The organism is Streptomyces sp. NPDC093109 (assembly GCF_040701725.1).
GTDB lineage: Bacteria > Actinomycetota > Actinomycetes > Streptomycetales > Streptomycetaceae > Streptomyces.
On sequence record NZ_JBFBEZ010000022.1, the window covers coordinates 1 to 24,197 of the forward strand.

19 protein-coding genes and 1 pseudogene are annotated in these 24,197 nt (G+C 67.9%); 2 read left to right on the forward strand and 18 right to left on the reverse strand.

Translation table 11 applies throughout. The features are described from left to right. A partial coding sequence (locus AB0389_RS21435; RefSeq protein ID WP_366397142.1) for a transposase occupies positions 1-162 on the forward strand: 162 nt, incomplete at its 5' end. Here the strand turns inward: AB0389_RS21435 and AB0389_RS21440 are convergent. The 11 genes and pseudogenes from AB0389_RS21440 to AB0389_RS21490 all read right to left on the reverse strand — a co-directional run bounded on the left by AB0389_RS21440 (position 152) and on the right by AB0389_RS21490 (position 15,700). Further along, on the reverse strand, positions 152-7,135 hold the full coding sequence (locus tag AB0389_RS21440) for an RHS repeat-associated core domain-containing protein (protein WP_366397143.1): 6,984 nt from the start codon (positions 7,133-7,135) through the stop codon (positions 152-154). The genes AB0389_RS21435 and AB0389_RS21440 overlap by 11 nt on opposite strands. Positions 7,136-7,255: 120 nt before the next feature. Next, a pseudogene (locus tag AB0389_RS21445) lies at positions 7,256-8,137 on the reverse strand (IPT/TIG domain-containing protein); the annotation flags it as partial. A 461-nt stretch (positions 8,138-8,598) separates the two neighbouring features. Then, positions 8,599-9,003 (reverse strand): hypothetical protein, encoded by a 405-nt coding sequence (locus AB0389_RS21450; protein ID WP_366397034.1) that lies wholly within the window; start codon positions 9,001-9,003, stop codon positions 8,599-8,601. A 107-nt stretch (positions 9,004-9,110) separates the two neighbouring features. Further along, positions 9,111-10,877, reverse strand: coding sequence for a relaxase/mobilization nuclease domain-containing protein (locus AB0389_RS21455; protein ID WP_366397035.1), 1,767 nt, complete (start codon positions 10,875-10,877; stop codon positions 9,111-9,113). Beyond that, positions 10,877-11,542, reverse strand: a complete 666-nt coding sequence (locus AB0389_RS21460; protein ID WP_366397036.1) for a MobC family plasmid mobilization relaxosome protein — start codon at positions 11,540-11,542, stop codon at positions 10,877-10,879. Before AB0389_RS21460 ends, AB0389_RS21455 begins: the two co-directional genes overlap by 1 nt. Next, positions 11,539-11,763 (reverse strand): hypothetical protein, encoded by a 225-nt coding sequence (locus AB0389_RS21465; protein ID WP_366397037.1) that lies wholly within the window; start codon positions 11,761-11,763, stop codon positions 11,539-11,541. The genes AB0389_RS21460 and AB0389_RS21465 overlap by 4 nt, the downstream gene beginning before the upstream one ends. A 102-nt stretch (positions 11,764-11,865) precedes the next feature. Beyond that, positions 11,866-12,933: a DUF2637 domain-containing protein gene (locus tag AB0389_RS21470; RefSeq protein ID WP_366397038.1), complete on the reverse strand. Its 1,068-nt coding sequence runs from the start codon at positions 12,931-12,933 to the stop codon at positions 11,866-11,868. Next, on the reverse strand, positions 12,930-13,496 hold the full coding sequence (locus tag AB0389_RS21475) for a WhiB family transcriptional regulator (RefSeq protein WP_366397039.1): 567 nt from the start codon (positions 13,494-13,496) through the stop codon (positions 12,930-12,932). Before AB0389_RS21475 ends, AB0389_RS21470 begins: the two co-directional genes overlap by 4 nt. Before the next feature lie 119 nt (positions 13,497-13,615). Then, the gene (locus tag AB0389_RS21480) at positions 13,616-14,320 is read right to left on the reverse strand and encodes an ATP-binding protein (RefSeq protein WP_366397040.1); all 705 of its coding nucleotides are present in this window, start codon (positions 14,318-14,320) and stop codon (positions 13,616-13,618) included. Then, a complete protein-coding gene (locus tag AB0389_RS21485; protein ID WP_366397041.1) occupies positions 14,320-15,339 on the reverse strand; it encodes a hypothetical protein in 1,020 nt (339 codons plus the stop codon). The genes AB0389_RS21480 and AB0389_RS21485 overlap by 1 nt, the downstream gene beginning before the upstream one ends. Position 15,340: 1 nt before the next feature. Beyond that, on the reverse strand, positions 15,341-15,700 hold the full coding sequence (locus AB0389_RS21490; RefSeq protein ID WP_366397042.1) for a hypothetical protein: 360 nt from the start codon (positions 15,698-15,700) through the stop codon (positions 15,341-15,343). 920 nt (positions 15,701-16,620) lie between these two features. Here AB0389_RS21490 and AB0389_RS21495 point away from each other — a divergent pair. Then, complete coding sequence (locus AB0389_RS21495; RefSeq protein ID WP_366397043.1) at positions 16,621-18,015, forward strand: helix-turn-helix transcriptional regulator; 1,395 nt, start codon at positions 16,621-16,623, stop codon at positions 18,013-18,015. A 6-nt stretch (positions 18,016-18,021) separates the two neighbouring features. Here AB0389_RS21495 and AB0389_RS21500 read toward each other — a convergent pair whose 3' ends face one another. From AB0389_RS21500 to AB0389_RS21530, 7 genes are read right to left on the reverse strand one after another with little or no spacing between them, the layout of a single operon-like run. Beyond that, complete coding sequence (locus tag AB0389_RS21500; RefSeq protein WP_366397044.1) at positions 18,022-18,849, reverse strand: 3-deoxy-manno-octulosonate cytidylyltransferase; 828 nt, start codon at positions 18,847-18,849, stop codon at positions 18,022-18,024. Positions 18,850-18,899: 50 nt separating this feature from the next. Beyond that, on the reverse strand, positions 18,900-20,024 hold the full coding sequence (locus tag AB0389_RS21505) for an adenosylhomocysteinase (protein ID WP_366397045.1): 1,125 nt from the start codon (positions 20,022-20,024) through the stop codon (positions 18,900-18,902). Positions 20,025-20,051: 27 nt separating this feature from the next. After that, positions 20,052-21,044, reverse strand: a complete 993-nt coding sequence (locus AB0389_RS21510) for an NAD-dependent epimerase/dehydratase family protein (RefSeq protein ID WP_366397046.1) — start codon at positions 21,042-21,044, stop codon at positions 20,052-20,054. Between the two features lie 31 nt (positions 21,045-21,075). After that, the gene (locus AB0389_RS21515; protein ID WP_366397047.1) at positions 21,076-21,912 is read right to left on the reverse strand and encodes an aminoglycoside phosphotransferase; all 837 of its coding nucleotides are present in this window, start codon (positions 21,910-21,912) and stop codon (positions 21,076-21,078) included. Next, complete coding sequence (locus AB0389_RS21520) at positions 21,909-22,565, reverse strand: histidine phosphatase family protein (RefSeq protein ID WP_366397048.1); 657 nt, start codon at positions 22,563-22,565, stop codon at positions 21,909-21,911. Before AB0389_RS21520 ends, AB0389_RS21515 begins: the two co-directional genes overlap by 4 nt. Beyond that, on the reverse strand, positions 22,562-23,326 hold the full coding sequence (locus tag AB0389_RS21525; RefSeq protein ID WP_366397049.1) for a phosphotransferase: 765 nt from the start codon (positions 23,324-23,326) through the stop codon (positions 22,562-22,564). The genes AB0389_RS21520 and AB0389_RS21525 overlap by 4 nt, the downstream gene beginning before the upstream one ends. Beyond that, complete coding sequence (locus tag AB0389_RS21530) at positions 23,323-24,168, reverse strand: class I SAM-dependent methyltransferase (protein WP_366397050.1); 846 nt, start codon at positions 24,166-24,168, stop codon at positions 23,323-23,325. The genes AB0389_RS21525 and AB0389_RS21530 overlap by 4 nt, the downstream gene beginning before the upstream one ends. Between the last annotated feature and the right edge of the window lie 29 nt (positions 24,169-24,197).

Sequence of the window (24,197 nt, forward strand, 5' to 3'; positions counted from 1 at the left end):
CTCGGTCGGCACCGCTGGAAGATCGAACGGTCGATCGCTTGGCTCTTTGGCTACCGCCGCCTCACCGTCCGATACGAACGAAAGGGCTCGCACTTCCTCGCCTTCCTCGGCCTGGCCGCCGCCCTGACCTGCTACAAGAAGCTCGCGAAACTTACCACGTGAGACACACTCTTATAACTCCCTGACAGCTGGGACAAACGTCCCGCTCCGTGTACAAGTGGATCTTCCCGGTCGCCCCAGGGTCGAGTTCCCGCGCATAAGTTTCGAATATCTTTGTTTCCGAATCAAATGGGCGCGTGCCATAGTCAAACACTCGATCCCCACCGGGCATATCGATCGCCCCTGGCCGAGGAGCTTTGCCACTCACTGCGATGTACTGCCCGCGCACGCCGACTATATTGTGCTGCGAAACTGCAATATTGGCTGTCCGCTTTACTCCCAGTCCATTATTTGCATGGACACGGTAGTGAGCGGCAACTTCCCTCCCACCACAGTTATGAACGAGGACTGGAGAGACCCCCGCCAGTACATGGTATGTGTGCAGGTCGTCAACGGTGAGGTTGTAGACCTTCGTCGTCACAGCGCGGTGGGCTATTGCGCTGATCTGGACGTGCGTGCCGGCGCTGGTTCGGAGCCATTGGCCGGGCTGGAGCTTCCCCGCGTCGATCCAGGTGTCGAGTTCAGGTACCCAGAAGGGATGGCCGTCCGTGGCGGTGATCTTCGCGGGCTTACCGCTGGCGTCGGTGACGGTGATGTCCGTCAGGCTCTTGTCGCCGGCGCCCTGGATCAAGGTGGTGACCCGACGCGGGCCGCTCTCGCCGGTCTGCGGGTCGGTGGCGAGGACCTTGTCGCCCACCCGCACGTCCTTGATGGGTTTGTGGGTGCCGTCGGCCATCAGGACCGGGGTGTCGCGGGTGAAGCTATTGGCGAGGCAGCCGGCACGTCCCGCCTTGGCGCCGGCGCCGATGCCTGCGCCGAGCATGCCGCCCAGGCATCCCCCGAGCGCCGAGACGCCGACCTGGCCCCAGTTGACCTTCCGGCCCGAGAGGCGCTGGCCAAGCCAGTCCATGCCGCCGTCGAAGAGCGCTCCGCCCGCGCAGCCGATCAGCATCGGGTTGTTGCCCGACGGATCGGTGTAGGTGGTGGGTGAACTCAGCGCGTACTGGTAGAGGTTGGTGCCGCCCGCGTATCCGATCGGGTCCTGGGAGATGAAGCGCCCGGTTTCAGGGTCGTAGTAGCGGTTGCGATAGTAGAGCAGGCCCGTGCCGTCGTTCTCGCGGCCGGTGAAGGTGTACGGGTTGGTTGATTCGGCGCCGGACGCGGTCGGCTGGCCGTAGGGGTCGTAGGTGTAGCGGGTGGCGACCGTGCCGTCCGGGTCCGCCAGGCCGAGCACCGTACCGAGCGCGTCCGTCAGGTAAACCTGAGTCTTGCCGTTCTCGGTGCGGGTGAGGAATTCGTCCAGGCCCGAGGTGGCGACGGTGGCCTTCGTCTCGCCCGTGGCGGACTGCTCCACCGCCGGGTTCGAGCCGTCCGTCAGGAACTTGCGGGTGTCGCCGCCCAGTGTGGTGCTGCTGCGAGTGCCGAGCGGGTCGTATCCGAAGGCGCCGGCCGGGCCGCCGGATTCGCTCAGGCCGGTCAGCTCGCCGCGCGCGTTCCAGTCGTAGGTCCGCTTGCCGTCGGATTTCAGCTGCCCTTCCGCGTCATAGGTGAAGGAGCGGCCGTTGAAGGTGGTGATCCGGTTGTCTTTGCCGAACACCGCGCCGCTTTCGGCCGCCGGAAGGGCCGTGCTCGCCAGGCTCCCCGACAGGCCGGTCTGCAGACTGCGTTCGTCACGGGTGTAGGCGAGGTCTCCGACGGGGCTGCCGGCGCGGGTGTAGTTGATGGCGGTGGTGGTACCGGTCCTGTCGTAGTCGGTGGTACGGGTGAAGCCGCCGGGCAGGGCCGCTGTCTTCTCCCGGCCCACCGCGTCCAGGCCGAAGGTGATCTTCTGGCCGCCGGTGGTGACGGAGGTGAGGATGCCCGACGTGTCGTAGCCGTACGCCGTCGTCGTCCCGGCCGCGGTCATCTCGGTGCGGCGGTCGGCACCGTCGTACTCGTAGCCGACCGTGCCCGTCGGTCCCGTCACGGTCTTCGTACGGTCGTAGACGTCGTAGGTGAAGGACTGGGTGCCCGATGCCGTGTCCGTCACGGTCCTGGGCAGGTCAACTGCGTCGTAGGCGTAGGTGACGGTGGACTCGGGCGGTCCCACCACATCGACGCCGTACTTGGCGTTCTTCGCCCGCCCCAGCAGGTCGTACTCCGCCGTGGCGACCTGCCCGGAGCGGCTGGTCGCCTCCGTCAGCCGGCCCGCCACGTCATAGGCGAAATGTGCTGTGCCGCCGAGCGGATCGGTCGCCGACGCGGGACGGTCGGCCGAGTCGTAGGCCCAGGAGGTGGTGTTCCCCCGGGCATCGGTGAGTGCGGTGATGTTGCCGTTGGCGTCGTAGTCGAGCGTGGTCGACCGGCCGAGCGGATCGGTCACCGACCGGGCCTGGTTCAGGCTGTCGTACGTGAACGCCGTACGTGATCCGGCCTCGTCCGTCACCACTACGGGACGACCCGCCGCGTCGAGGAACTGGCCACCCGTGCGGCCCTCGGCGTCGCTGACCTGGACGGTCTCGCCGTAGCGGTAGGTGTATTCGGTGACCGCGCCGGAGGCGTCGGTGACCGTCGTCACCTGCCCGGCGGCATTGTGGGTGAAGGTGGTCGCCCGGCCCTCCGGGTCGGTCACCTTCTTCACATCGCCGTTGTCGTCATAGGCGAGCGTGGTCGTTCTGCCCAGTGGGTCGGTGACCGTGGTGGGCTGGTCATAGGGGCCGTCGTAGACCGCCGTGCCGGTCGAGCGCGCCTGCGCCGTCCCCGCCAGCTCCTTCGCCGAGGTCACATAGCCGTTGGCGTCATACGTCAGGTCCGTACGACGGCCGTAAGGGTCGGTGACCGCCTCCACCCGGTGGTACGAGCCGCGCTGGTAGGCCGTCCTGCGGGCGAGAGCCGAGCCGTACGCCTCTGTGTCGGATATCCCGTAGCCATCCGCGTCGAACTCAACCCGCCGGACCGAACCACCCGGCTGGGTGACACTGACACCGGTGACCTTTCCGGCGCCCGTACCACTGAGGGTGTAGTCGAAGGAGTACGTGGCGCCCTCGGTGAGGGTCTGTTCCTTGACCCGGCCGTTCGCGTCGAAGGTGTTGCTCATGTAGGTGATACCGCGGGCGTCGACAGCGGTCCTGATCCGGTTCGACGTCCCGTCGTACGTGTAGCGACTGACCTTGCCGGCCGGGTCCGTCACGGCGTCGAGACGGCCCACACTGTCGTAGGTGTACTTCGTGGTACGCCCGGCATTGTCCCGCGCACCGATCACACGGTGCTGGGTGTCGTAAGTGAGTGAGATCCACCGGCCGCCCGTGGCGCTGATGCGGGTGATGTCGCCCCGCTTGCCTTCCAGGCGGGTCACCTTGACGCTGTTTCCGTGCCGGTCGCGAATCTCCTTCAGCGGCGCGTACTGCGGGAAGACCCAGACAGTCCCATCCCGGAAGGCCAACTCCCAGCCGCCTTCGTATCCCTTCCACACCATTTTGGAACCGCGCAGGAAGCTCGGAGTGTCGAGCGGTTCGAAGACCGCGTTGGTCCAATCGGTGCCGGCGGAGGTGCGGACGAAGTGGGTCTTGCTGCCGCCCGGGATGTACAGATCCACTTCCTGCCACTGCTTCTTCGAGTGGAGGAAGGCGTTGAAGGGCAGGTCACGGCCGATACCAAAGGCCCGCTTATACGGGTCCCCCTGCCAGTAGGTACGGGTGACCTCTGCCGAACCGAGCGCACCGCCGACGGCCAAGTCGGCACGGGAGTCGGTCAGCATCCCCGTGGTCAGTTCGACGGGGTCGCCGGACAGCCAGTCCAGCGCGTCCTCCAGCCAGGTGTCCTCCCAGGGCAGGATGTCACCGGTGTTGAACATGGATCCGTGGAAGGCCCAGACGCGGGTCTTCGCGTCCGGCACCACCTGCCGGCCGTCCGACGACACTCGGCCGTGCCCATAGACGTACCACCCCTTGTCCTTGGGGTCGTAGTCCATGAACTGCACACGTGTGCCCGGTGCTTCACGGGTGTAGTTCGGGTAGATGACCTGGGCGCCCTTGGGGAACACGTACGTCCCGCCCGGCTGCACGGTGAAGAACACGGGCACCACACCGTTGTCCGGAAGAGGGAACGGCGGCCGGTCCAGCGGGATCGCCGTGATCCCCAGCTCGGTCACCGCTCGTCCCTTGTCGTCCCGGACCACCGAGCCCTTGGGAATACGCACTTCGAGACCCGGAATCTCCGGTGTCTTCAGCACGATGTCCTTTTTCGCCGGCGCGGCGAAGCGAACGGTGTGCTTGGTGTCCAGCGGCGTCATCCATACGGGGAAGCCGAGGTCGACCGTACGGCCCTTCTTGGGGCTGATGTGAATGTCGAACCGGCCGTACTGACGCCGCTCGGTGTTCGCCCTCGCGCCGTTGACCACCAGAGTGGTCGCCGTGTCGGAAATACCGGCGAGAAGAAACCTGCCGCGCGCGTCGGTACGGGCCGTCTTCGCACCGACCGAGACGGCGACCCCGGCCAGCGGCTTGCCGTCCAGTCTGCGGACATGTCCGGTCAGCGCGGTGGACTTAGGCGGCGCACGCAGCGCGGGCGGGGACTTCGGCTCGCCGGTACGCCGGGTGAGCCAGTCGTAACCGGCCAGATTACCCTTGTCGGGATGCCAGGCGTCAGCACCACTGGGTACGGAGCCAACGGGACCGGATACCGTTTTCGCTGCCGTGGTGTTCTTGGACTTCGTCGCCCTGCTCGCAAGAGGGGTGCCGTCGGGCACTTGGTCGGCCGCGGTCCTCGTACCGGCGGTCGGGGCCGTCACGGCCAGGGCCACCGGGCTCAGGTCCAGGTTCCATGTCCCGGTCTTCAACGTGTTGGGGGCGACCGTCAGGGTGTACGTGCCGTCGGCCGGAAGGGCCGGCAGCGCGTACGAGACCGCTGTCGCGGTCATGGACCGGGCGTCGACCACCCACTTGCCGTTCGGCCCGAAGACGGACAGCACCCAAGCGGCCGGCGGCTTGTCGAGGCCCAGGGTGAGTTTCTGGCCCGCGATACCGGTGAAGGTGTAACGCCCGTTCTGACCGGGCGTGGCAATCGTGACGCTCTTGCGGGTGCCGGTGGTGGGCAGTGTGCCCGCGTCCACGTCCGGCAGAAGTGTGGCCTTGGTCGTGCCGCTGACCGGTGCGGTGGGACGTATCAGGACGAGATGCTTGCCTCCACTGAGAGGGGGACGCAGGTCACCGTCGAACGCCGCCTTGGTCAGCGATCCGAGGCTTTCTTCCTCGCCACCTGGCGTCCGGTGGATGACCTGGGACGATGCCGCGAACGTGGTATCACCGAAGACAATGGACGCGCCATCACCGGCGGTAGCGTCGACGGTGAACTCCAGCTGCTGACCCGGCCGGGATATCTCTCCGGTGACCGGCGGGGTTCCGCTCGACAGCGTTCCGGCCTCGACCGACTTCGAGAGCCACAGCGTCATCGCGCCGGTGGCTGCCTTGCCCGGCTCGAACACCAGCGTGTAGCCGGTGTCGGCGACCAGTCCCGTCAGGTAGTACGCGGCGGAAGCGCCGGCCGCCGTACGTCCGACCAGGGTTCCGGTGCCGCCGCTCGGACCGATCAGCCGGATGTCCGTGGCCTGCGCGACCGTGTTCGCCGTCACCGCCAGCCCAAGAGTCCCGCTGTCGGACGCGGTAAAGCGGGCCCGTACACGCTGCCCGGCACGCGCCGGTGCGGTTGGCCGCTCCGGACCGTCGGCCGCGAGAGCAACGACGATATCCGCGGACAGTGACAAGTTCAGGGTGCCCACAACACCCTTGTTGGGGTCGAGGACGATACGGTACGTGCCCGATTCCGGCAGCGCGTCAAGTCCGATGGCCGCCGACGTGACGGCGGCGACGTTCGTTCCCGACACCACCTTGGCGCCGGACGGGGCAATCACACTCGCGGTGACGTACTGGCTGAAGGTGTTGCCGGTGAAGCCGAGCGACAGGTCGTCGCCCGCCTGCGCCTGGAACGTGGATTCGGCGTTCTGGCCGATGCGGTCAATGGATACCGCCGTGGGACCACCGGTGAGGGACAGCTCGGGGACGACCACCGGCTGAGAGAGCGTCAGCGAAAGGCTTCCGGTGACAAGACCACCGATGGGACTCACTGCGATCGTGTAGGTCCCGGTAGCGGGAAGATCTCCGCTGTCCCACTGCCCGACGCCGGATGTCGGCACAAGGAAGTAATCGAGCAGACCACCCTCCGGCTTACGGATCTCGACCCGCGTCGACGTCCCGAATCCGGTCGCCGTGGCAGCGAGAGAAACCCGCCGGCCCGCCACCGCGGCAAACCGGGCACGTCCGTCCTGGCCCGGCCTGCTCATAGCCATCGCCACCGCGGGACCAGCCGGATCGAGCGTCCCGGCATCGGCATAGTGCGAAGCCGTCAGCTTCACAGTGCCCAGGGCAGCGGCATCGGGGTCCAACTCCACGATGTACGCACCGGATCGGGTGAGCACATCAACGTCCAGCCCGCTGATCCGGCTGCCCGTGACGTAGAGCCTCTCGACCACGGCACCACTCGGGTCGTACAGCCGGACGTACATCGCATTCGCCAGGCCCGTGGCGTCGACACCCAGACTCAGCGAATCCCCCAGCACCGCCGAGAACGTGAGCAGATGGTTCTGGCCCGGTCGGGTGAACCGCCGCTCGACCGTCGGACCGCTGAGATCCAGCGGAGACACCAGGGGATTCGACACGGTCACCTTCACCGAGCCGATGTTGCCCGTCCCCGGGTCGACGATCAGCGAGTACTGCCCACTGACCGGCGCGTTCCGCACCTCCCAGGCGCCGGACGCACCCGTATAGGTGGCACTGTCCACCCGCTTCCCCTGCGGATCGACAAGCCGCACGGACACAAGGGAGTTGAACGTCGACTCGGTGAAGCCCATGTCGATTTCGTCCCCGGCGTTCGCGTCGAAGACGACCTGCGCCTGATTACCCGGGGTGGTCACCGACACCGTCGGTGGACTCTCGTCGGTCACGGACGTCTCCGCCGACGTCTCGATCTCACCCTGGCCGGCGCCGGCCATCACCCGGAAGCCTGTCGCGGACGAGGCGCTACCTTCCGGTGTGGTCACCTCGACCGAGCCGGTCGCCGCTCCCACCGGCACCAGAACCTTCAACGCGGTGTCGGACCGCTCGACGATCTCCGCGACAACACCACCGGCAAACCGCACCACGTTGTCCACAGCGGCAACCGCGAACCCAGACCCCGACAACACCACCTGCGCACCGATATACCCGGAAGTCGGCTCCACCTTGGTCACTGTGGGAACGGCCCCGGCCAGGGTGAAGGATTCCGGGGACTGGGCGGTGTGCCCTCCCGTGGTGACGGATACCTTGCCGCTCCCGGCGGCCGACGGCACTTTCACCTTCAGCCGGGTGGGCGAGGCCGACACGACCTCGGCCGTTTTTCCCGCGAAATCAACGGAGTTGGATGAGGAAGTGGGGGCGAAGCCGGTACCGGAAAGCGTCACTGTCGCACCCGCGGCAGCCCGCACCGGAACCAGCGACAGCACGGACAGATCGGCCGACGGAAACCGATCGATACCCAGGCGGTTTCCGGCCTCGTCGTAGCGGTAACGGGCCGTCTCCCCGTCCGGATCCGTTACCCCCACCAGGCGCCTGGCCGCGTCATACGCGTAAACAGCATCACCCACCGCCGCCGCGGACTCCGTTGCCCCCGTTGTGCCCGCACCAACGGCACGCGGACCGGTCGGCCCACTCGTGGATTCAGTGGAGGAACGCGAAGTTGCCGACCCCGCTGCCGCAGCCGCCGTGGACGATGCTCCAAGCGACGGCAACGACGCCTGCGCCTGCGCCGGTATCAGCCCCACCGACAACGCCAGCGTCAACGCACCAACCGTCAACGCCCTCCATCGCACGAGCGGATGACCATAGAAATGCTCGTCGCGCAGACTCACGCGCCCTCCCCCAAGAACACTGCCCAGCCACAGCGGCCACACCACGCCCGCACTCCCCATGCGGACCGTCGCAGGCTACATACCCCGGGTGACTTCCGCATCAGAAAAACGACATGTTCACGCCGGATTCAATTGTGAAAGTTACATACCATGCTAAAGACTCCTGGCGTGACATCCCGTGAGTTCCCCTGATGTCCGCACTGAGAATCGACCCGCCCGTGGGTGCCGAGATCCACCTTGGACAGCGGAGGACCACAACATCGTTGCTCGCAGCGCCCCCGGTATCGGCGACACAAGGCCGGGCCAGGCTTTTCGGCTCGGCAGAGGACGTCTCATGCGTCCGGAGCATCGAACAAGCACGGTTGGTCCTTGTACGCCAATACGTCGCGCCCACGGCGGATACAGCGGGCAGCAGTCCGCCGGGGCCATGGGTTTGCAGACTAGCGAAAGCACAGCGAGACCGCCGCCTAGAAGGGCCTCCCCAAGCCGGGGAGGGCTATTTCAGGCAGGTACAGACCGCTCTACTCCAGATAGGTGCCGGCGAAGGCACCGTCGAAGCCGAGTGCCGCGAGGCCCTGCTCGACGCTGGGGTAGGTCGTCCCGTACGGGCTGGCGATCAGGGCGTCGAAGTCGGCGCGGCTGATCTCGGGTTCGAGCCACTGGTTACCGCACCGGCAGCACACCCAGACGTTGCGGCCGTGATTGATGAGCAGCCAATCGCGTCGGGCTCGGCAGACCGAGCACATTACGGGGATTCCGTCGAGGGCCAGTTCATGTGGGTGGCTGACGCAGCGGATCGCACCGGGGCCGTCGGCTGGCTGCGTCTCGTACTGAAGTTGCAGGAGAGGATCGGTTCCGGCAGGGAGGACGGGCAGCGCGGGTGTCGGCTCTGGGCGGCGGTCAGTGGTTCTGAGCACGAGCGTCATCTCCCGGTCGAGGTCGTTCTGTTTCCATCTATAACGGCCGGTGTGGCTGATTGTCCAGGGGGTTTCTCGAAGGCCGGCACGCTGGTGACCGGCCTGTCGGCCTCCGATCAGCGACGCGGTGGGCGGTTACGCGGGTCGACGGTGGGGCGAGCTGTGGCCGTGGGTGCCGTCCAGGTGCTGGTGCGGTTGGTCGAGATCTTGGGCTGGCGGGTGGCGGCCTGCGGGCGACTAGCCGTTTCACCCGGGTGGGCGGGGAGTTGGGCGAGGCGGCGCAGGCGCCAGACCAGGACGTCGTTCACGTCCGCAGCGGTGTCGAGTTCGCGGATGTCGATGGCCTGCTGCAGGAGCGTTTCGGGGGCGTGACCCGCCTGCTCGGCCTGGGCGAGGGTGGCGACCAGGGCGTCGGTCTTCGTCGGTATGCCGTCTGCTCGTGTGTACTGCTCCGGCAGAGCTGCGCGGAGGTTGTCCTCGTGCGTCCGGCGTTGGGCTTCGGGGAGAGTACGGCCTTGGTCGTGCAGCGCTCGCATCGGCGTGGCGGCGGCCTGGCGGTAGGCGGTGCACAGGTGTTCGGCGGCCTGGCGGGAGGCGTGGGCCTGTTGGGCGTGGCCTCGGGCGGAGTGCCAGCGGGCGGCGGCGAGGGTGACGAGGACGAGGGTGGAGAGGAGCATGGCGGTGGTGCCGCCGTCCTCGCCTCGGCCGAGCGCGCCGCCGGCTTGGACGATGCCCCTGGCGGCCGAGTGGAGCGCGCGCGTCTCGGCGCACTCCGCTCGGATGTGGCTGCGGGTCGCGCGCTCGAAGGCTCGGGCGGCAGCAGCCAGCTCGGCGCGGGTGGCGGCCGGGGAGGTCTGGGCGACCGCGTCCAGGAGTTCTCCGATGCCGACGAGCTGGGCAGCAGCGGCTTCGCCGTCGCCGTCGAGGATGACGGCTGCACGCTCGGCGATGCCGGTGGCGCTCCGTCGTTCTCGGGCGGGCGGCGACCAATCCGATCGGGTGTTGGTGACGGCCGAGGACGGCATCTGCTCGATGCTGTCGGTCAAGCGCTGCCGGATCTTCGGAAGGGAGAGGTCGGGGGCCAGCTTGGAGCCGGGGTACCAGACCGGTTCACCGTGGCGGTTGCGGTCGCCGGACAGGGCCACGTTGTACCCGAGTGCGTCACCGGACGGGGCGTAGCGCACCTTCACGCGCAGGCCCGCCTCGCGGAGCCGGGTGAAGAACTCCTTCTCGTCGTCTGCTCCCGCGAGGGCTTGGCGGACGGCTTCGCGGAGCGTCTCACGGGAGGTCTCGGGTCGGCCGGTGCGCTCGGCCTTGAACTTCTCGGCGCTGCTGGGATTCTTCGCTGCGGTTCCGTCGCCCGCGTTCAGGCGCCGCAGGCCCATCTCCTTCTCGATGTGGCGGCATTCGGCCTGGGCCTTGTTGAAGTCGTAGTTCAGGCGCGGGTTGCGCAGGTCGCCGCGTACGAGGGTGGCGACGATGTGGATGTGGTCTTCCGCGTGGCGGACGGCGATCCACCGGCAGCCGTCGGGGTCTCCAGCCGGGGCGATGCCAGTGGCGTGGACGATGCGCTGGGCGACGGCGTTCCACTCCTCGTCGTCCAGCCGCCGGTCCCCGGGGGCGGTGCGTACCGAGCAGTGCCAGACGTGCTTGGCGGGTGCGCGGTCGCCGGCCTGCTTGACCCGCAGGTCCAGGGCGGCGGTGAGCCGGGCGAGGGTGACCTTCGGGTCGGGGTCGAGGCCGGTGTCGCGGCCGGGGTCGGGGGCGAAGCCGTCCCAGGAGCCGACGAGGTGTGCGTCGGTGTGCTCCTCGCGCCGTCCGGGGCCGTACAGGTAGACGAGGAGGCCGTGGGTGCGGGAGCCGCGTCCGATGTCGGGAACCATCACAGCCGCCGGGTCACCAGGTCGTTCGCCGCGTCATCAACGCGGGCGAGAAGTCCGGTCAGCGCGCCCAGCGCGTGTTCGAGTTCACCGGCGCGCGGCTGGCCACCGCTGTTGAGGACGAAGGCGATCTGGTTGATGTTGTTGCCGATGCGGGCCAGCGCGGTGCGCAGAGCGGCGAGTTCGTCGATGGCGGTGTCGAGCTGGTCGTTGCTGTGCACGGCGGCGCATCCGCGGGCGGCGCTCAGGCCGGAGACGGCGAGGAAGCGGGCGACGGTGACGCCGCGCTTGGTGGCGGCCTCGGCGATCTCGGTCTTCTCGGTGTCGGAGAGGCGGGTGGTCGTCTTGCGGGTGCGCTCGCTGGGGTTGCGGGTGCGGCGGCGCGGTTTGCGGTCGGGGTAGGCGGGCGTGCTCGGGCGCGGCTGCTCGCGGTGGTCGTCGCGGTCGGCTTCTCCCCCTGTGACCGGCGCCCCCTGGTGCCGATTGCCCGGCTGGTCCCCGTGCGCCCTCGCTCGGGAACCAGCCGGACTTCCCCCGCCCTCCGGGGCGGGGGCAAGTGCGTACGACGGGCCGTAGGACCGTCGTACGCGATAGCTTGCTCCGCCGGTCGCCGTGTTGGGGTCACGGTCCGCTCCGGATGTGGTCGCCGCCGAGTCGTTGGTGGTCATCGGCTCGACTCCGGGTCCTGCTGGTGGATATCGCGGACGACTTCTTCGATCCAGTCCATTGCCAGGACGGGGTGGTGGAGGGTCCAGGGGCGGCTGTGTGGGTGTCGTTGCACGGTCCAGGTGTTGCCGGGGGCGGGTTCGGAGTGGTGGATGTGGCCGTGCTGGTGCAGGACGGCCAGCCAGGTGTCCACCTCGGCCGGGGTTGCGGGGTTCGTGCGCATGACGGTGTACTCCGGTTCGCTTCGGAAGGTGGCGGGCGCGTGTCCGGGGTCGGGTGACCGGCCGAGGTGACCGGTGCGGTCACCCGGCCCCGTGGTGGGCGGTCAGTTCCGGGTGGAGGTGACCGGCTGTCCGTGCTGTTCGCGGAGCTGGACCATGAGGGCGGTCAGTGTGTCGCTGGAGAGCGGGATCTGCTGACCGCGGATCGCCTGGGCGACCACCTTGCGGGTCAGCTTGTCCTCGGCCCTGACCGCCGACCGGGCGATCTTCAGCAGCTCCTCGGTGTCTGGGTCAGACCGCCGGTCACTGGTTGTCCCGGTGTCCCGGTCAGTGACCGGAGGCGGACTGACCGGCCAGTCGGTCACCGGCGCGGGCCCGTTCTGATCGTTGTTGACCGGCTCGGTGCTGACCGGGCGGCCAGTTACCGGCGGCGCGGTGTTCGGCTGTCCGGGCAGTTCAGCAGCCGCGTGCGGCTGACCGTGGTGGCCGGTGACCGGGCTGTTGCGGTCCGCCGGGTCACTGTCCCCGGTCAGTGAGCGAGCACTTGGGGACTGCTTGTCCAGGGACGGTTGGGCCCGGTCAAGGGCAGTGACCGGCTGTCCGGCGTTGACCTGACCGGCCTGCGGCGGCGGCTGCTGACCGCCCCGGTCAGTCCGGGTGACCGCGATACCCTCGGGCCGGTCAGCCTGAACGCCGTGACCGGCCTGACCGCAGTCCTCGCGGTCACTGCCCTTGACCGGGCCCCGGGCGATCAGGATGTAGAGGTGGACCGCTCCGGCCAGCGCGAGCGGAGCGATGGTGGACAACACCGCGACCACCATGTCCCCGAGCCGCAGCCCGGTGGCCGATGCGTTCACCTCGTTGAGCCTGACCGCGTGGAGAGCGTTGGCCCAGATGCTGGCAGCGGTGGCCGTACCGAAGAGCGTCCAGACGTAGAGCCGGGCACGCAGCGGCGCGTCCCGCAGGACCAGGAGCGCCCGTATGCCATACGCGATGAATCCGTCGATCACCAGCGGGAAGAGGTAGGTGAGGAGACCCCGCACGTGGATGGCGACGGCCATCTGCTGGAGGGCGTCGTACGACAAAGCGCATCCCGCGCCGCCCAGCGCGATGACGACCGCGCGGTCCCAGCCGGTGATCTGCGCCGTCTTCGGCATACTCCCGTTACTCACGCCGCCGTCCCGAAGTCGTCGCGACCCAGGCGCTCGCCACCGGTCTCGGGCGGCGGAGTGGTCGCCGGGGCCTGGTCCAGGTCTCGGTTGCGCAGGGCGCGGCGAGTCTCGCGGTACCGCTTCTGAGCGTGTTCCTCGGTGATCTTCAGGAGCCAGGCCAGACGTTGCTCGGTGAGGCCCTGACGGTAGGCCGCCAGGATGACCGCGCGACGTTCGGCCTTGGTGAGGTGGATGTCGCGTCCGGCGATGGTGGCGTTGACGCGGGAGTAGTCGAGGCGGTGGGCGAGCTTCTCGTGCAGCGGCTCGCGTTCCTCCTCGGTCATGCCGCCCCGGATGCCCTCGGTGTCGCCGCCTTCGAGGGCGGCGTCCAGGCAGGTGCGGCGGACCGGGCACTGAGCGCACAGCGCCTTCGCCACAGAGATCTTGTCGGTCTCGTCGGGCTCGGGGAAGAAGATGTCGGGGTCCACCGGGTTGCACTCGGTGCTCTGGCAGACGGCATCGGCTTGCCAGGTGTGGTCGCCGAGCGACCGGTGGTGGGCAGGGCTGATCGCCTTGCGGGTCATGAGGGCTGCTCCGATCGCTCTCCACGCGCAGGGGCGTCGGCGGAGAGCTGCGCTGGGTCGGGAGGTTCAAGAGGGCGGCGCGCTGGTGAACGCGGCCCGGCGTGGCGGCCTGCGGCGGGTCAGGCGGCGCGGTGGCGTCTGCGGTCGACCGGCTCGAACTCGACCCGGGTCGTCATCTGCGCGAGCCTGCTGGTGACGCGGTCGCCGAGGTAGGCCCGGAGGTCCTTGATCGCCAGGTTGGTGGTGATCAGGGTCGGGAGCATGTGGTTGTAGCGGCGGTTGATCAGCCGGTACGTCACTTCCTCGACCCAGTCGCTGGACTTGGCCGCGCCGAGGTCGTCGATGATCAGCAGCGGGCAGCGGCCGACGGCCGCCAGCTCCCGCTCGCTGTCGACCCCGGACCGGGGCCGCAGGCCGGCGTACAGGTCGGCGGCGGTGGTCGCGCGCCAGCGCACACCTACCCCGGCCTCTGCCAGCCGTCGTACCGCGCCGTACGCCTGGTGCGTCTTGCCCGCGCCGACGACCCCGGCCATCAGCAGGCTGGGGCCGGTGGTGACCTGCCGCCGGGCTCCCTGGCTGGGGGCCACGGCCGCCTCGGCAACGTCCCGGGCCCAGGCCAGAACCTGTGGGTGGTCGGCGACAGCGGCCTGGTAACGCAAGGGCATCCCGGCCGACAGGGCGTCCAGCGGGGAGAACGGCTCGGGCTCCTCGGCCAGTGCGGCGACAGCGGCCGGGGCGATGTTCCGGGCAGCCAGGATCCGGGCCAGCCGGTCCAGGGTGCCCCCGCCGCCGAGGGTCTGCGGTTCGCGGTTACGGGCGCGCATCACAGCTCCTCGGCGTAGGCGGTGGCGGCGTCGACCGGGTTGGTCCACGCCTGATGAGCGGGCACGTTAGGCCGCATTCCCGGCCACGCCAAACCGCCGGAGCGTACGTTCATCGCGTCGTTCACCAGGCTCGGCAGGCGACTGGGGTGGCCCTGGATCTCCGCGAAACGCTTCAGCCCGGCGCGGACATGCTCCGGAGCGATGCCCTCGCCGAGGAGCTTCTTGATGATGCGGCCGAGATGCCCGAGCACATCTCCGGGCGGGCGCTCATCGCACGACGCCGCGTACTCGCCGATGAGATCGCCTGCCGAGACGGTGGTGCCGGGCGCTGTGCGCCCCGTAGGGAAAGAAGATCCAGGATCCAAGATCCTAGATCCAGGCGCCGAGCCCTCCCCGAGGCTTCGGGGAAGGTTCGGGGAGCCTTCGGAGAATGCGTCCTGAGCTGCGCTTTTCGTCTTCGGGTGGCCAGGAGTGCCAGCCATGCCGTCGAAGGCGTCCTGCTGGGCGGCGGGAGTCTGGCCTGCGTGGCCACGAAGCGTCGCAGCGGACTGCGCGGGCAGATCGAGGGCTCGGGGAGCGTTCGGCGAAACCTCGGCGAGCCCTCGGGGAGGAGTGGGTGACTCCTCGACCCGCTTGGTGCAGGTCCCCTTGCAGGCACCGCACCGGTCGGCACCGTGGTGCTCCGGGCAGGAGGGCAGGCGCGACTGGCTCGGCTTGTCGATCTTCTGATGCTCGGACCAGGTCGCGATGTGGAGGTACCGGCGGCCGTCACAGCCGGTGTACCGGCAGATCAGGTCGGCGTTCGCGAGCTGGTGGAGGTCGTCCTCTACGTGGACCGAGGTGTGCTCGGCGCGGAGAGGCCAGAGGAGCCCAGCGATGATGGCGGCGTTGTCACGGTGGCGGCCGTGGTCGTCGGCCTGGGTGAAAAGGCCGAAGAAGGTGCGCTCTGCCTCGACGCTCACCTCGGCGAGCGACTCGGAGAAGAACGCCTCCGGCTTGATGGTACGGATTCGCGCCATGTCAGCGGCCCCTGCCTGCAGCGGCGTATGCCGCGACGGTCGGGGCGAGCGTGGCCGTGGCCAGGTCGAGGTCCTGCGGCTCGTCCCAGTCCGCGTCGGGGTACGAGCGGATGATCCAGCGGGCGGCGATCGTGGCCCGTGCGCGGTTGATCTCTATGGGGTCGCCGTTCTTGTCGTAGGCGCGGATGTACGGGCTCGGCCAGGTCCGGCCCGGCTCGCTGTGTGAGACGCGTATGACGGCGGCGCTGGGCATCATCTCCGCCAGGAGGTGGGCAAGGCGCCGCTGACGGTCTTCGGTCGCGGGGGTGGCGGCGTGGGTGGAGGGGGCGTTGTTCGCCCTTTCGCTCCGGTACGCGGGCATGCAAGACTTCCTCTGCTTGTAGGTGGAGCGGGCCGGCCGTTCTCGTCGAAAAGGCCAGCCGGCCCGATCCGTTTATGAATCCGCGCTCTTCGGGGTGCGGGCCGGCGCTCAGGAGCCACTAACTCCAGGGCGCCGGTTCCATTTCCCCTCCATGCGCATGGACTTGACTAGCGTTCAGGCAATCTCGCCCCCTTCCCCTCGGCGTGTTTCGCCGGGGACCAGCAACATATGCGGACTGCGCCACAAGATCCACCGCTAAATGCAACCGCACCTCAGGGGCCGACCCCATGCGCACGCAGGAACAGCGACGGTATCGCGCACGGAGTTACAGCACATTCGCAGCCAGTAACAGACGCGCAGGATTCGTCCCCACCCCCATCACCCTCCAACCACGTCGCCAACGTCACGACCCATCGCTCGGCGTCGTGATCAAAAGCGATTTAAGCTTCCCGTCCATCCACCGTCAACGCGCGCAAAATCCCAGTTCAACGCGCGTAGAGCACCGCAACGGACAGGACCGCCAAGCGCGGCTGAACGCCAACTCACCTGCACCACAACAAACATGAGAACGAGAAACCGATACGGAGACGCACACCGTCGCAGCATTCCCGGGAACACCTGCCAGCGAGAGCAGAAGCGGAAATTTATTTCCTCCCACCCGAGAGGAAATAAATTTCCGCTCAAGATGCCCGACTCGCCCACATAGGATCCAACTTGGAACCTCAACACCGTTGACCATTGAACGAAGTCGGCATGATTGTTTCGTCCGGACGAAATAAATCAAGATCAAATTTTCGTTCCGGCAGGTCAATGTGAAACATAGATGCGGGGGAGGGTCTGGCCATTGCCAGCCTCTCCCTTTTTCGTGCTCGCGTTACGGACGGGCGCGCACAGACGGAACACAGAAAGGTCTCACGGGCGTGGGAATAGGCGGCGGAAACAACTCCGAGCGCGGAGAAGGCGAACCACTCCCCCAGCAAGGCGGAGTAACGGCCCCGAGCGACGCCGAGGACTCACTGCTCACCCCCGGGCAGCTGATGGGACTCGCGGGGCTGCTCCGTGCCTGGCGTGCGGCGGCGAGCAAGCAGCTCGGCCGGCAGATCACGCAGCGGGATGTCGGCCTCGCGGCCGGGCGTTCCGACCGTTGGTACCGCGATCTGGAGAGCGGCGCGACGATGCGCCTCGACCGTAAGCAGTGCGAGGCCATCGGCGAGATCCTCGGACTGGGCCGTGACGAACTCCAGGCGCTCATCCTCTACAGCGTCGGCGGTGGCCTCTCCGTCGATCCCACGCCGACGGGCGACACCTCCACCCGCCGGGCGCTCCAGCTCCTCATCGACAAGCAGTTGCCGTCGCCGACGTATCTCACCGACGCGTGGTGGAACGTCATCGGCTACAACGCCGCGATGGCCTCGTGGTGGCCGTGGGTCATGGAGGACAAGCCCAACCTCATGCGCTGGGCACTGCTCTCACGCGAAGCCCGCGTCCAGTTCCACGACTGGCCGCACCACGCCGCAGAGTACGTCAAGCTCCTCAAGGCAGCGATCCCCCGGCACCCGGACGAACCGGAACTCGCTGAACTCATCGGAGACTTGCGCAAGGACCCCGACGTTCGAACGATCTGGGACTCCAGCACCGATATCGCCGAGAACCGCGACGGCCACACCTACCGGATGACCCTCCCCGCCCTGAACTGGGAATCCGCCGAGCTGGTCAGCCACGTCCTCTACCCGGCGAGCCTCCCCGACTGCCGTCTCACCGTCATCACCTGGACCCGTGGCCAGGATGGCGCCGAGGCCCACGGCAGCTCCGCCGGCCACCCCCTCGCGCCCATCACCCCGAACTCCGGGGCCCACGAGGCAATCCGCCAGCAGGTCGCACGCCGACTCTCCCACCAGATCACCACCGCCTCCGCAGCGGAAGCCGCAGCCCTGGCCGGGACCAACCGCGTCCCGCTGCCCGTCCTCGGCAGAATCCTCGGCGACGACTGCCGGCTGACGTACGCGCCGTCCACCCGTACGGTCATCTGGGCCACCCGCCAGGACGACGACCGCTGGAACATCGCCGAAGTCGCCCCCTACACGATCATCGTCCGCATCCCCCAGGCCATCCACATCGAAGGCGCATCGGCCGAATACAAGATCCTCACCCGGGCCATCCTCCCCGCCGACCCGTCCGACGCCGTCCAACGCGTCCAGACCCTCATCGCCCAACTGCGCCGCCGCATCGTGGTATTGGAAAGCATTCACCGCGACGAATACGAAGCCGACCCGAAGAACATCCCCTACCTCTGGCATCCCGTCGACGAGATCTGACCGGGTTCAGCGCCCTGGTCCATCAGCTGCGTTCAGGAAGCGGTGGGCCTGGGGGGCTGGATGAGGCTGGATGGGCTGGATGCCGTCCAGGAATGTCTGGGCCCGTGCGAGATCTCCGGGAGTGTCCACGGCAAGGCCGGCATCGACCACGGGGACCATCCGCACGCGATACGCGTGCTCGATGAAGCGCAGCATCTCGATGCCCTCGGCGCGTTCAAGCGGCCCCTGGTCCAGGCTCCGGAAGACGTCCAGCCCCTCTGCTGTGAAGCCGTAGAGCCCCAACTGACGCAGGTAGGTGGGGTAGGCGCTGCGCGGGTACGGAATCGGCTGACGGGAGAACAGCAGAGCGTTACTGTCCCTGCCAATGACAACCTTGACCACGTTGGCATCGACGGCCGCTGCCACGTCCATCACGGGCGTGTACGCGTTCACCGCCGTTGCCGTGCCGCCGAGTTGGACTGCGGCCTCCGAGACCGTGTCGATCGCCGCCGGGTCGATGAACGGCTCGTCCCCCTGAACGTTGATGTACACGTCAGCACGGAACTGCCCGGCGCATTCGGCGACGCGATCGGTGCCCGTGGCGTGCTCCCCGGTCATCACACAGGGGATGCCGAGTTGCCTACACGCGTCCTCGATGCGGAGGTCGTCGGTCGCCACGACGGCATCGTCGAGCCGTTTCGCTTCCTGACATCGCTGGTGGACATGCCAGAGCAAGGGTTTGTTGCCCAGCATTGCCAGGGGCTTCCCCGGGAACCGAGAGGAGCCCCAGCGGCACGGAATCACCGCTATATGGTGACGAGAGGTGCGCTGCGTTCCGGAGGTGGTGGCGGCCACAGTGTGCTCCAGTCAGTGGAGGTGGTTCGGGAAGGTCCGAGGCGTGTGGGTCACCTCGCAAAGTGTTCGAGCCAGATCCTGGCAATGACTCGGCGGTGCTCCGTGGACAGCTCGTGGAGCCCGGGATCGTGGTGGTCGCCGTAGCTGAGCACAGAAGTGGCGGCAAGGATCTCGGCTTGTACGAGGTGGATGTACACGCCGACGGTGGCACCGTGCACGAAGTTGACCGCATTGCCCTCGGCGAGCACGTAGAAGTAATGGCCCGCTCTCTCGTAGCGGGTCAGGTGATCCCCGGCGGCGGTGCGGCGGTAGGTCCTTTCCAGCGAAGCGAGTTCGAGTTCGTCGTCTGAGGAGGTGACCGAGGCGATGTGGGCCCCGTCGCGTAAGGACTCGAAGTCGCTTCGGCGGAGGGCGAAGTTCCCCGTGGCGCAGAACACGAGATCTGCCTTGTGGATCGCATCCGTTCGGGTGGCGGTGGTGCGGAATCCCTGGACGAGGGCCTGTATCCGTTTGACCGGGTCGTTGTCGTAGACGGTGACATGGAGGTCGTGCGCGCGCAGGGACTGGGCGATACTGCGGCCGACCTTTCCGTATCCGATGACGCAGGCATCCCGGCCGGTGAGAACGGATCCCCGGGCCCGGATAAGGGCCTCGGCGGAGTAGACGACGGAGCGTCCGACAAGGTGGTCCTCGCACTCCTTCAGCGGCGAGCGAGCGACCGAGAAGACCGGGCAAGGGAGTTGTCCGAGAGTCCCGTACCGCTGATGGCCGTTCTCGGTGTCTTCCACAACGCCCAGGATGCGGCCGGAGAATTTCGCGGTCAGGACTTCGAGGCTGGGGGCGTAGTACCCGCCGATATCCAGCAGAACGATGTCCTGGCCGGGCGCGATCTCTTCGAGAAGTTCCAGTGCGCTGTTCGGTTCGGCAAAGAGCCCGCGCGTCAAGGGGCGTACGGCGTAGCTCCGACGTACGTCCGCCAGCACTTGCCTGTTCGCGGACTTCGGCTTGGGCAGGACAGCAGCGACCGTGGTCGTACGGGCCATCGCGTCCAGGAACGCCGGGCGTTCCGGGAGCAGGTGGGTAATGATCAGCGAGCTGACCTGCCCGCCGGCCGGGAAGCGCTGGGTGATGCTGCGGAAGAAGGCGTCCAACTGGGCCTTGTCGGGACTCTCCACTGCGGCTCCTGGTGGGTCACGAAGTGATCAGGTGGCGCGGTACGTGGGCTGGGTCAGCGCTTGCATCTGCGCGCGCATCCCGTTCGGCAGGTCAACGGTGGGCTGCCAGCCGAGAGCGGCCTGCGCGCGGCGGCGGTCTGCTCGGGTGGTCAGGACGTCGCCGTTGCACGCGACGTCGGGCTGAACCTGGATCTCACGGCCGACGAGACTGTTGGCGATGTTGATCACGTCGATCAAGGAGGCATTGGCACCGCCTCCGACGTTGACGACGCCGGTATCGGCGGGTGCGCTTGCCGCTGCGATGGTGGCCGTCACCACGTCGTCGATGTACGTAAAGTCCCGGCGCTGGTGTCCGTCTCCGTACAGGCACAGCGGTTGTCCGGTGAGAGCGGAGTGGAGGGCACGGTGGATGAACATGTCGGAGCGCTGGCCCGGGCCGTAGACAGTGAAGTACCGCAGAGCCACCACGCTGGTCGAGCAGTCGGGCCGGGCCGCGTGCGCGAGGCAGAGCTGCTCCTCGGCGAGCTTGGTCACGGCGTACGGAGAGGATGGGCGCGGGTGATCGCTCTCCACGCTCGGTCCGCCGGCGGTGGGCCCGTAGACGCTGGAGGATGACGCGACGACCAGCCGAGGCACGCGCATCCGGGTGGCCGCTTCCATCACGCGCTGGGTGGCGAGGATGTTGGAACTGACATACTCGCTGAACTGCTCGCCCCACGAGGGTCGCACACCCGGAATGCCGGCCAGGTGGAAGATCGTGTCCGCGTCCACGAAGAGCGGGTCGATGGCGCAGTCGAGAAGATCCGCCGTGACATTCAGGTAGCGCGGGTGGCTGTGCAGTGCTGCCAGGTGTACGGCAGCGGCAGGGTCGGTGGTGGCGCTTCGGCGGTCAACGCCGATTACGGTGGCGCCGGCCTGGAGCAGGGCGTGGACGAGGTGGGAGCCGATGAATCCGGCGGCACCGGTCACCACCGCCCGTCGGGGGCCGGGAACGGATGCGGCGGACTGGCTGTCTGGCACGTAACTCTCCTGGTGCGCATGAAGGTTGGGGTCAACTCAGGCGGGACAGAACCGTGCGGCCGTGCGCGATCAGGGCGTCATCACCTTGTTCATGGCCACGGACGAGCGCGGTCGCGGCTTCGATGGCGCCGAAGCGCTCCAGGAGACGTTGCTCCGTGTCGGTGGGGTAGCTGCCGTAGCCGGTGAAGAACATCTCGCGCAGGCGGGGAGCGGCCTGCCAACGGCGGAACTCAAGGCGGGCGAAGTCCCGGATGCGGGCGTCGCGGCGCATGTGCTCGAAGTCGAGGGTCCAGAATCCTTCTCCGACGCGCCAGTTCCTGGGCTGGTAGTCGAGATGGCAGATGGCGCTGTCCATGGGGGTGCCGGCCAGCTCGTCCGCGACCTCCATGAGGCGGCTTCGCTCGGCGCGGGATACGAGAGCTGTGTGTTCCGCCTTGGCAGCCCAGTGTCGGAGGCGATCTGCCAGCTCTACTCCGATGGCCCCGGTCGCACGATGGATCGTGGCACGGTGAAGAGACTGGAGGGCGACGCCGGCATCGTGGTGAGCCTTCGCCTCCTCGTCAGAGCCCGGGCGCAATACCGCACCGCTCTGGCCGGGAACCGCGGTGAGCAGAAGAGTGCGTGTCGATGCCTGGCGCCCCACCAACTCCGGCGCCCGGCCGCCGAGGTGGTGGCTGAACGCCTGGTACGCGTGCGCCTCCTGCTCGTACCGTGTGTACCGACCGTGCTGCTTGGCGAAGTAGCCGTTGCCCCTGAGATCGACAAGGTGCAGGACATGGGGTGGCAGTGTCGGATCAGGGACGATGGTGACGGCGCCGACGGTCTGGCGTGCGAGTTCGATGCGTGGGTCGTCGTACGCCGTGATCACGGTGCCGGCCAGGTCGCTGATGCCGCGAGGTGTGCGGTGTCGTTGTGACGGTCGAGCATCCAGCGGCGCTGGCTGAGGCGGTTGAGGTGGTGCTGCCAGCGTGTGATGGAGGCGTGGGAGACGGTGAATCCCGCTTCTGGGTTGGGGCGGAGGCCGAGCAGCAGAGTGTGCGCCGCCAGGACCGTTTCGCCATGGGCGGCGAAGAGCACACGCTCGCCTTCGTGTCGGGCGACGAGGTCGTGGAGAAAGGCTCCGGCTCGTTGGAGGAAACCGTTCCATGTATCGGCTCCCTTGGCCCACGGCCGGTCGGGGTGGGCGTGCGGTCCCCCGTTAGCAGTGGTTTTCACGTCGTGCCAGGGCTTTCCGTCGGCTTCCCCGTGAATGGGGCCGTCGAGGCCGGGCTCGGTGAACAGTTCGAGGCCGAGGGCCCGCGCGAGGATCTGTCCGCTCTGCTGGAGGCGCAGGCGGGGGCCGGCATAGAGGGTGGTGAAGGGGACGACCCGGTGTTCGGCGGACAGACGGTCCGCGACCTTCTCGATTTGGGTGTACCCGAGGTTGGTAAGTCCCGTGCAGGTGGCGGGACCACCGACGATGCCGTCGGCGTTGCAGTGAGCCTCACCGTGGCGGACGAAGACGAGTTCCGTGGTGATCATCTGGGACCTTGAGTTCGGAGGCGCGGGGCCGGCAAGCCGTAGTGGTAGCCGTTGCGCCCGGCGTAAGGGGCGGTCAGTACGGAGTGCAGCGCGAGGAAGTCGTCCAGTCGCTCGCGACCGGTTGCGCCGAGCTGCGCGTCGTGGCGAGCGGCGGCCTGGTTGTAGCCGACCAGGGCGGCGTTGATGTCGGCAGGGCCGAGAGGGCCGTATGTCATGGTCAGCGTTGTGATCAGTTTGGCCAGGTCGTAGGCGAACGGCGCGAGGGTGAGATCGTCCGTGTCGATGCTGAAGACCGTGCCGTCCTCGGTGAAGAGGAAGTTCCGCGGATTGCTGTCCTTGTAGAAGGCGGTCGGTCCCTCGGCGGTTCTCTCCAGCAGGGTGAGCATCGCGCGCAGGGCGGCGATGTTCGGGAGATGGCCAGTTTCCAGACGTCGGCGGAGGGCCGCTTCGCGGCAGGACCGGAAGTCGCCGAAGACGCTGCCGTCCTGGAAGTAATGCCGACTGTCCAGCCGACTTCCGTGCAGGTCGCTCGCCCATGCGGCACCGTGGGCATCACCCAGTAGTGCGGCCAACCGCGGCAGATCTTGGACCTGGGCGTGGCGGCCCTCGACGTACGCGAAGGTGAGGCTGGTCGGTCCGACCGTTGTCAGCTCCGGCTGGCGCAGCGGCTTCGCGTGGGCGGCGAGCCACGCGTAGTGGCGGGCGGCTTCGGCTGCCTGAGCTGGAGTGTCGTAGTACTTGGTGAACCGTGTACGCGTCACGTTCGCCCTCCGTAGGGCCGGGCCACTACGTACGTGACGACAGAGGTGGTGGTGACCGGCCGGTCCGGGAGCCACTCGTGAAGCACGGCGGCCAGGGCACCCGATTTTCCGTACAGACCGGGGGCGAAGTCGTACTTCGGATTGGTGGCGAGGTACTCGGCGAGGTGATCGTGTCCGTCGAAGGTGAAGCGGTGTTCCTCGTGCTCGACGGTCACCACTTCCATGGCCTGCTTCGTCAGGGTGGCGAGGTTGCCGCCGTGAGCGGAGACGTAGAGGCTCTCGTGCTGCTCGGCGCGCGGGTCGAGGCCGGCGGAGGCCACGAGCGCGTCCAGTTCGCTGTAGCTGTCGAGCGCCTTGGTGACGAGCACCGCGACCCCGGTGGGAGCGAGGATGCGGGCGATCTCCGCGATGGCCTGGTGGGGCCCCGGCGAGTGGTAGAGGCAGAATGCGGCAACGGCCAGCGCGGTACTGCTCTTGGGTAGAGGCAACTGATGGAAGTCGCCTCGGATGAAGTCGGCTTGAACTCCAGGGACGTGTCCGACTCTCTCGCGTGCGGCGGCTATGAGTGCGGGAGCAGCGTCGATGCCGAGCAGCCGCGTCGGCGTCAGTCGCTCGGCGAGGACGCGGCTGCTGCTGCCGCGACCGCACCCTATGTCCACCACCAGATCCGGCGGCCCGGGAATTTCGGCCCTGTGAGTCGTGGCCAGCTCGACGACAGTCTCGGTCACCGGACGGCCGCCGGTCTTGGCCCGCCTCAGAGCGCCCGAACGTCGGGCCAGCCGGGATGCGCGCCCGTACAGCTCTGCCTGTCGGTCCGGGTCCAGGAACGGGTTGACGTTCACTCGCCGCACCCCCGCTCGGGACACGGCCC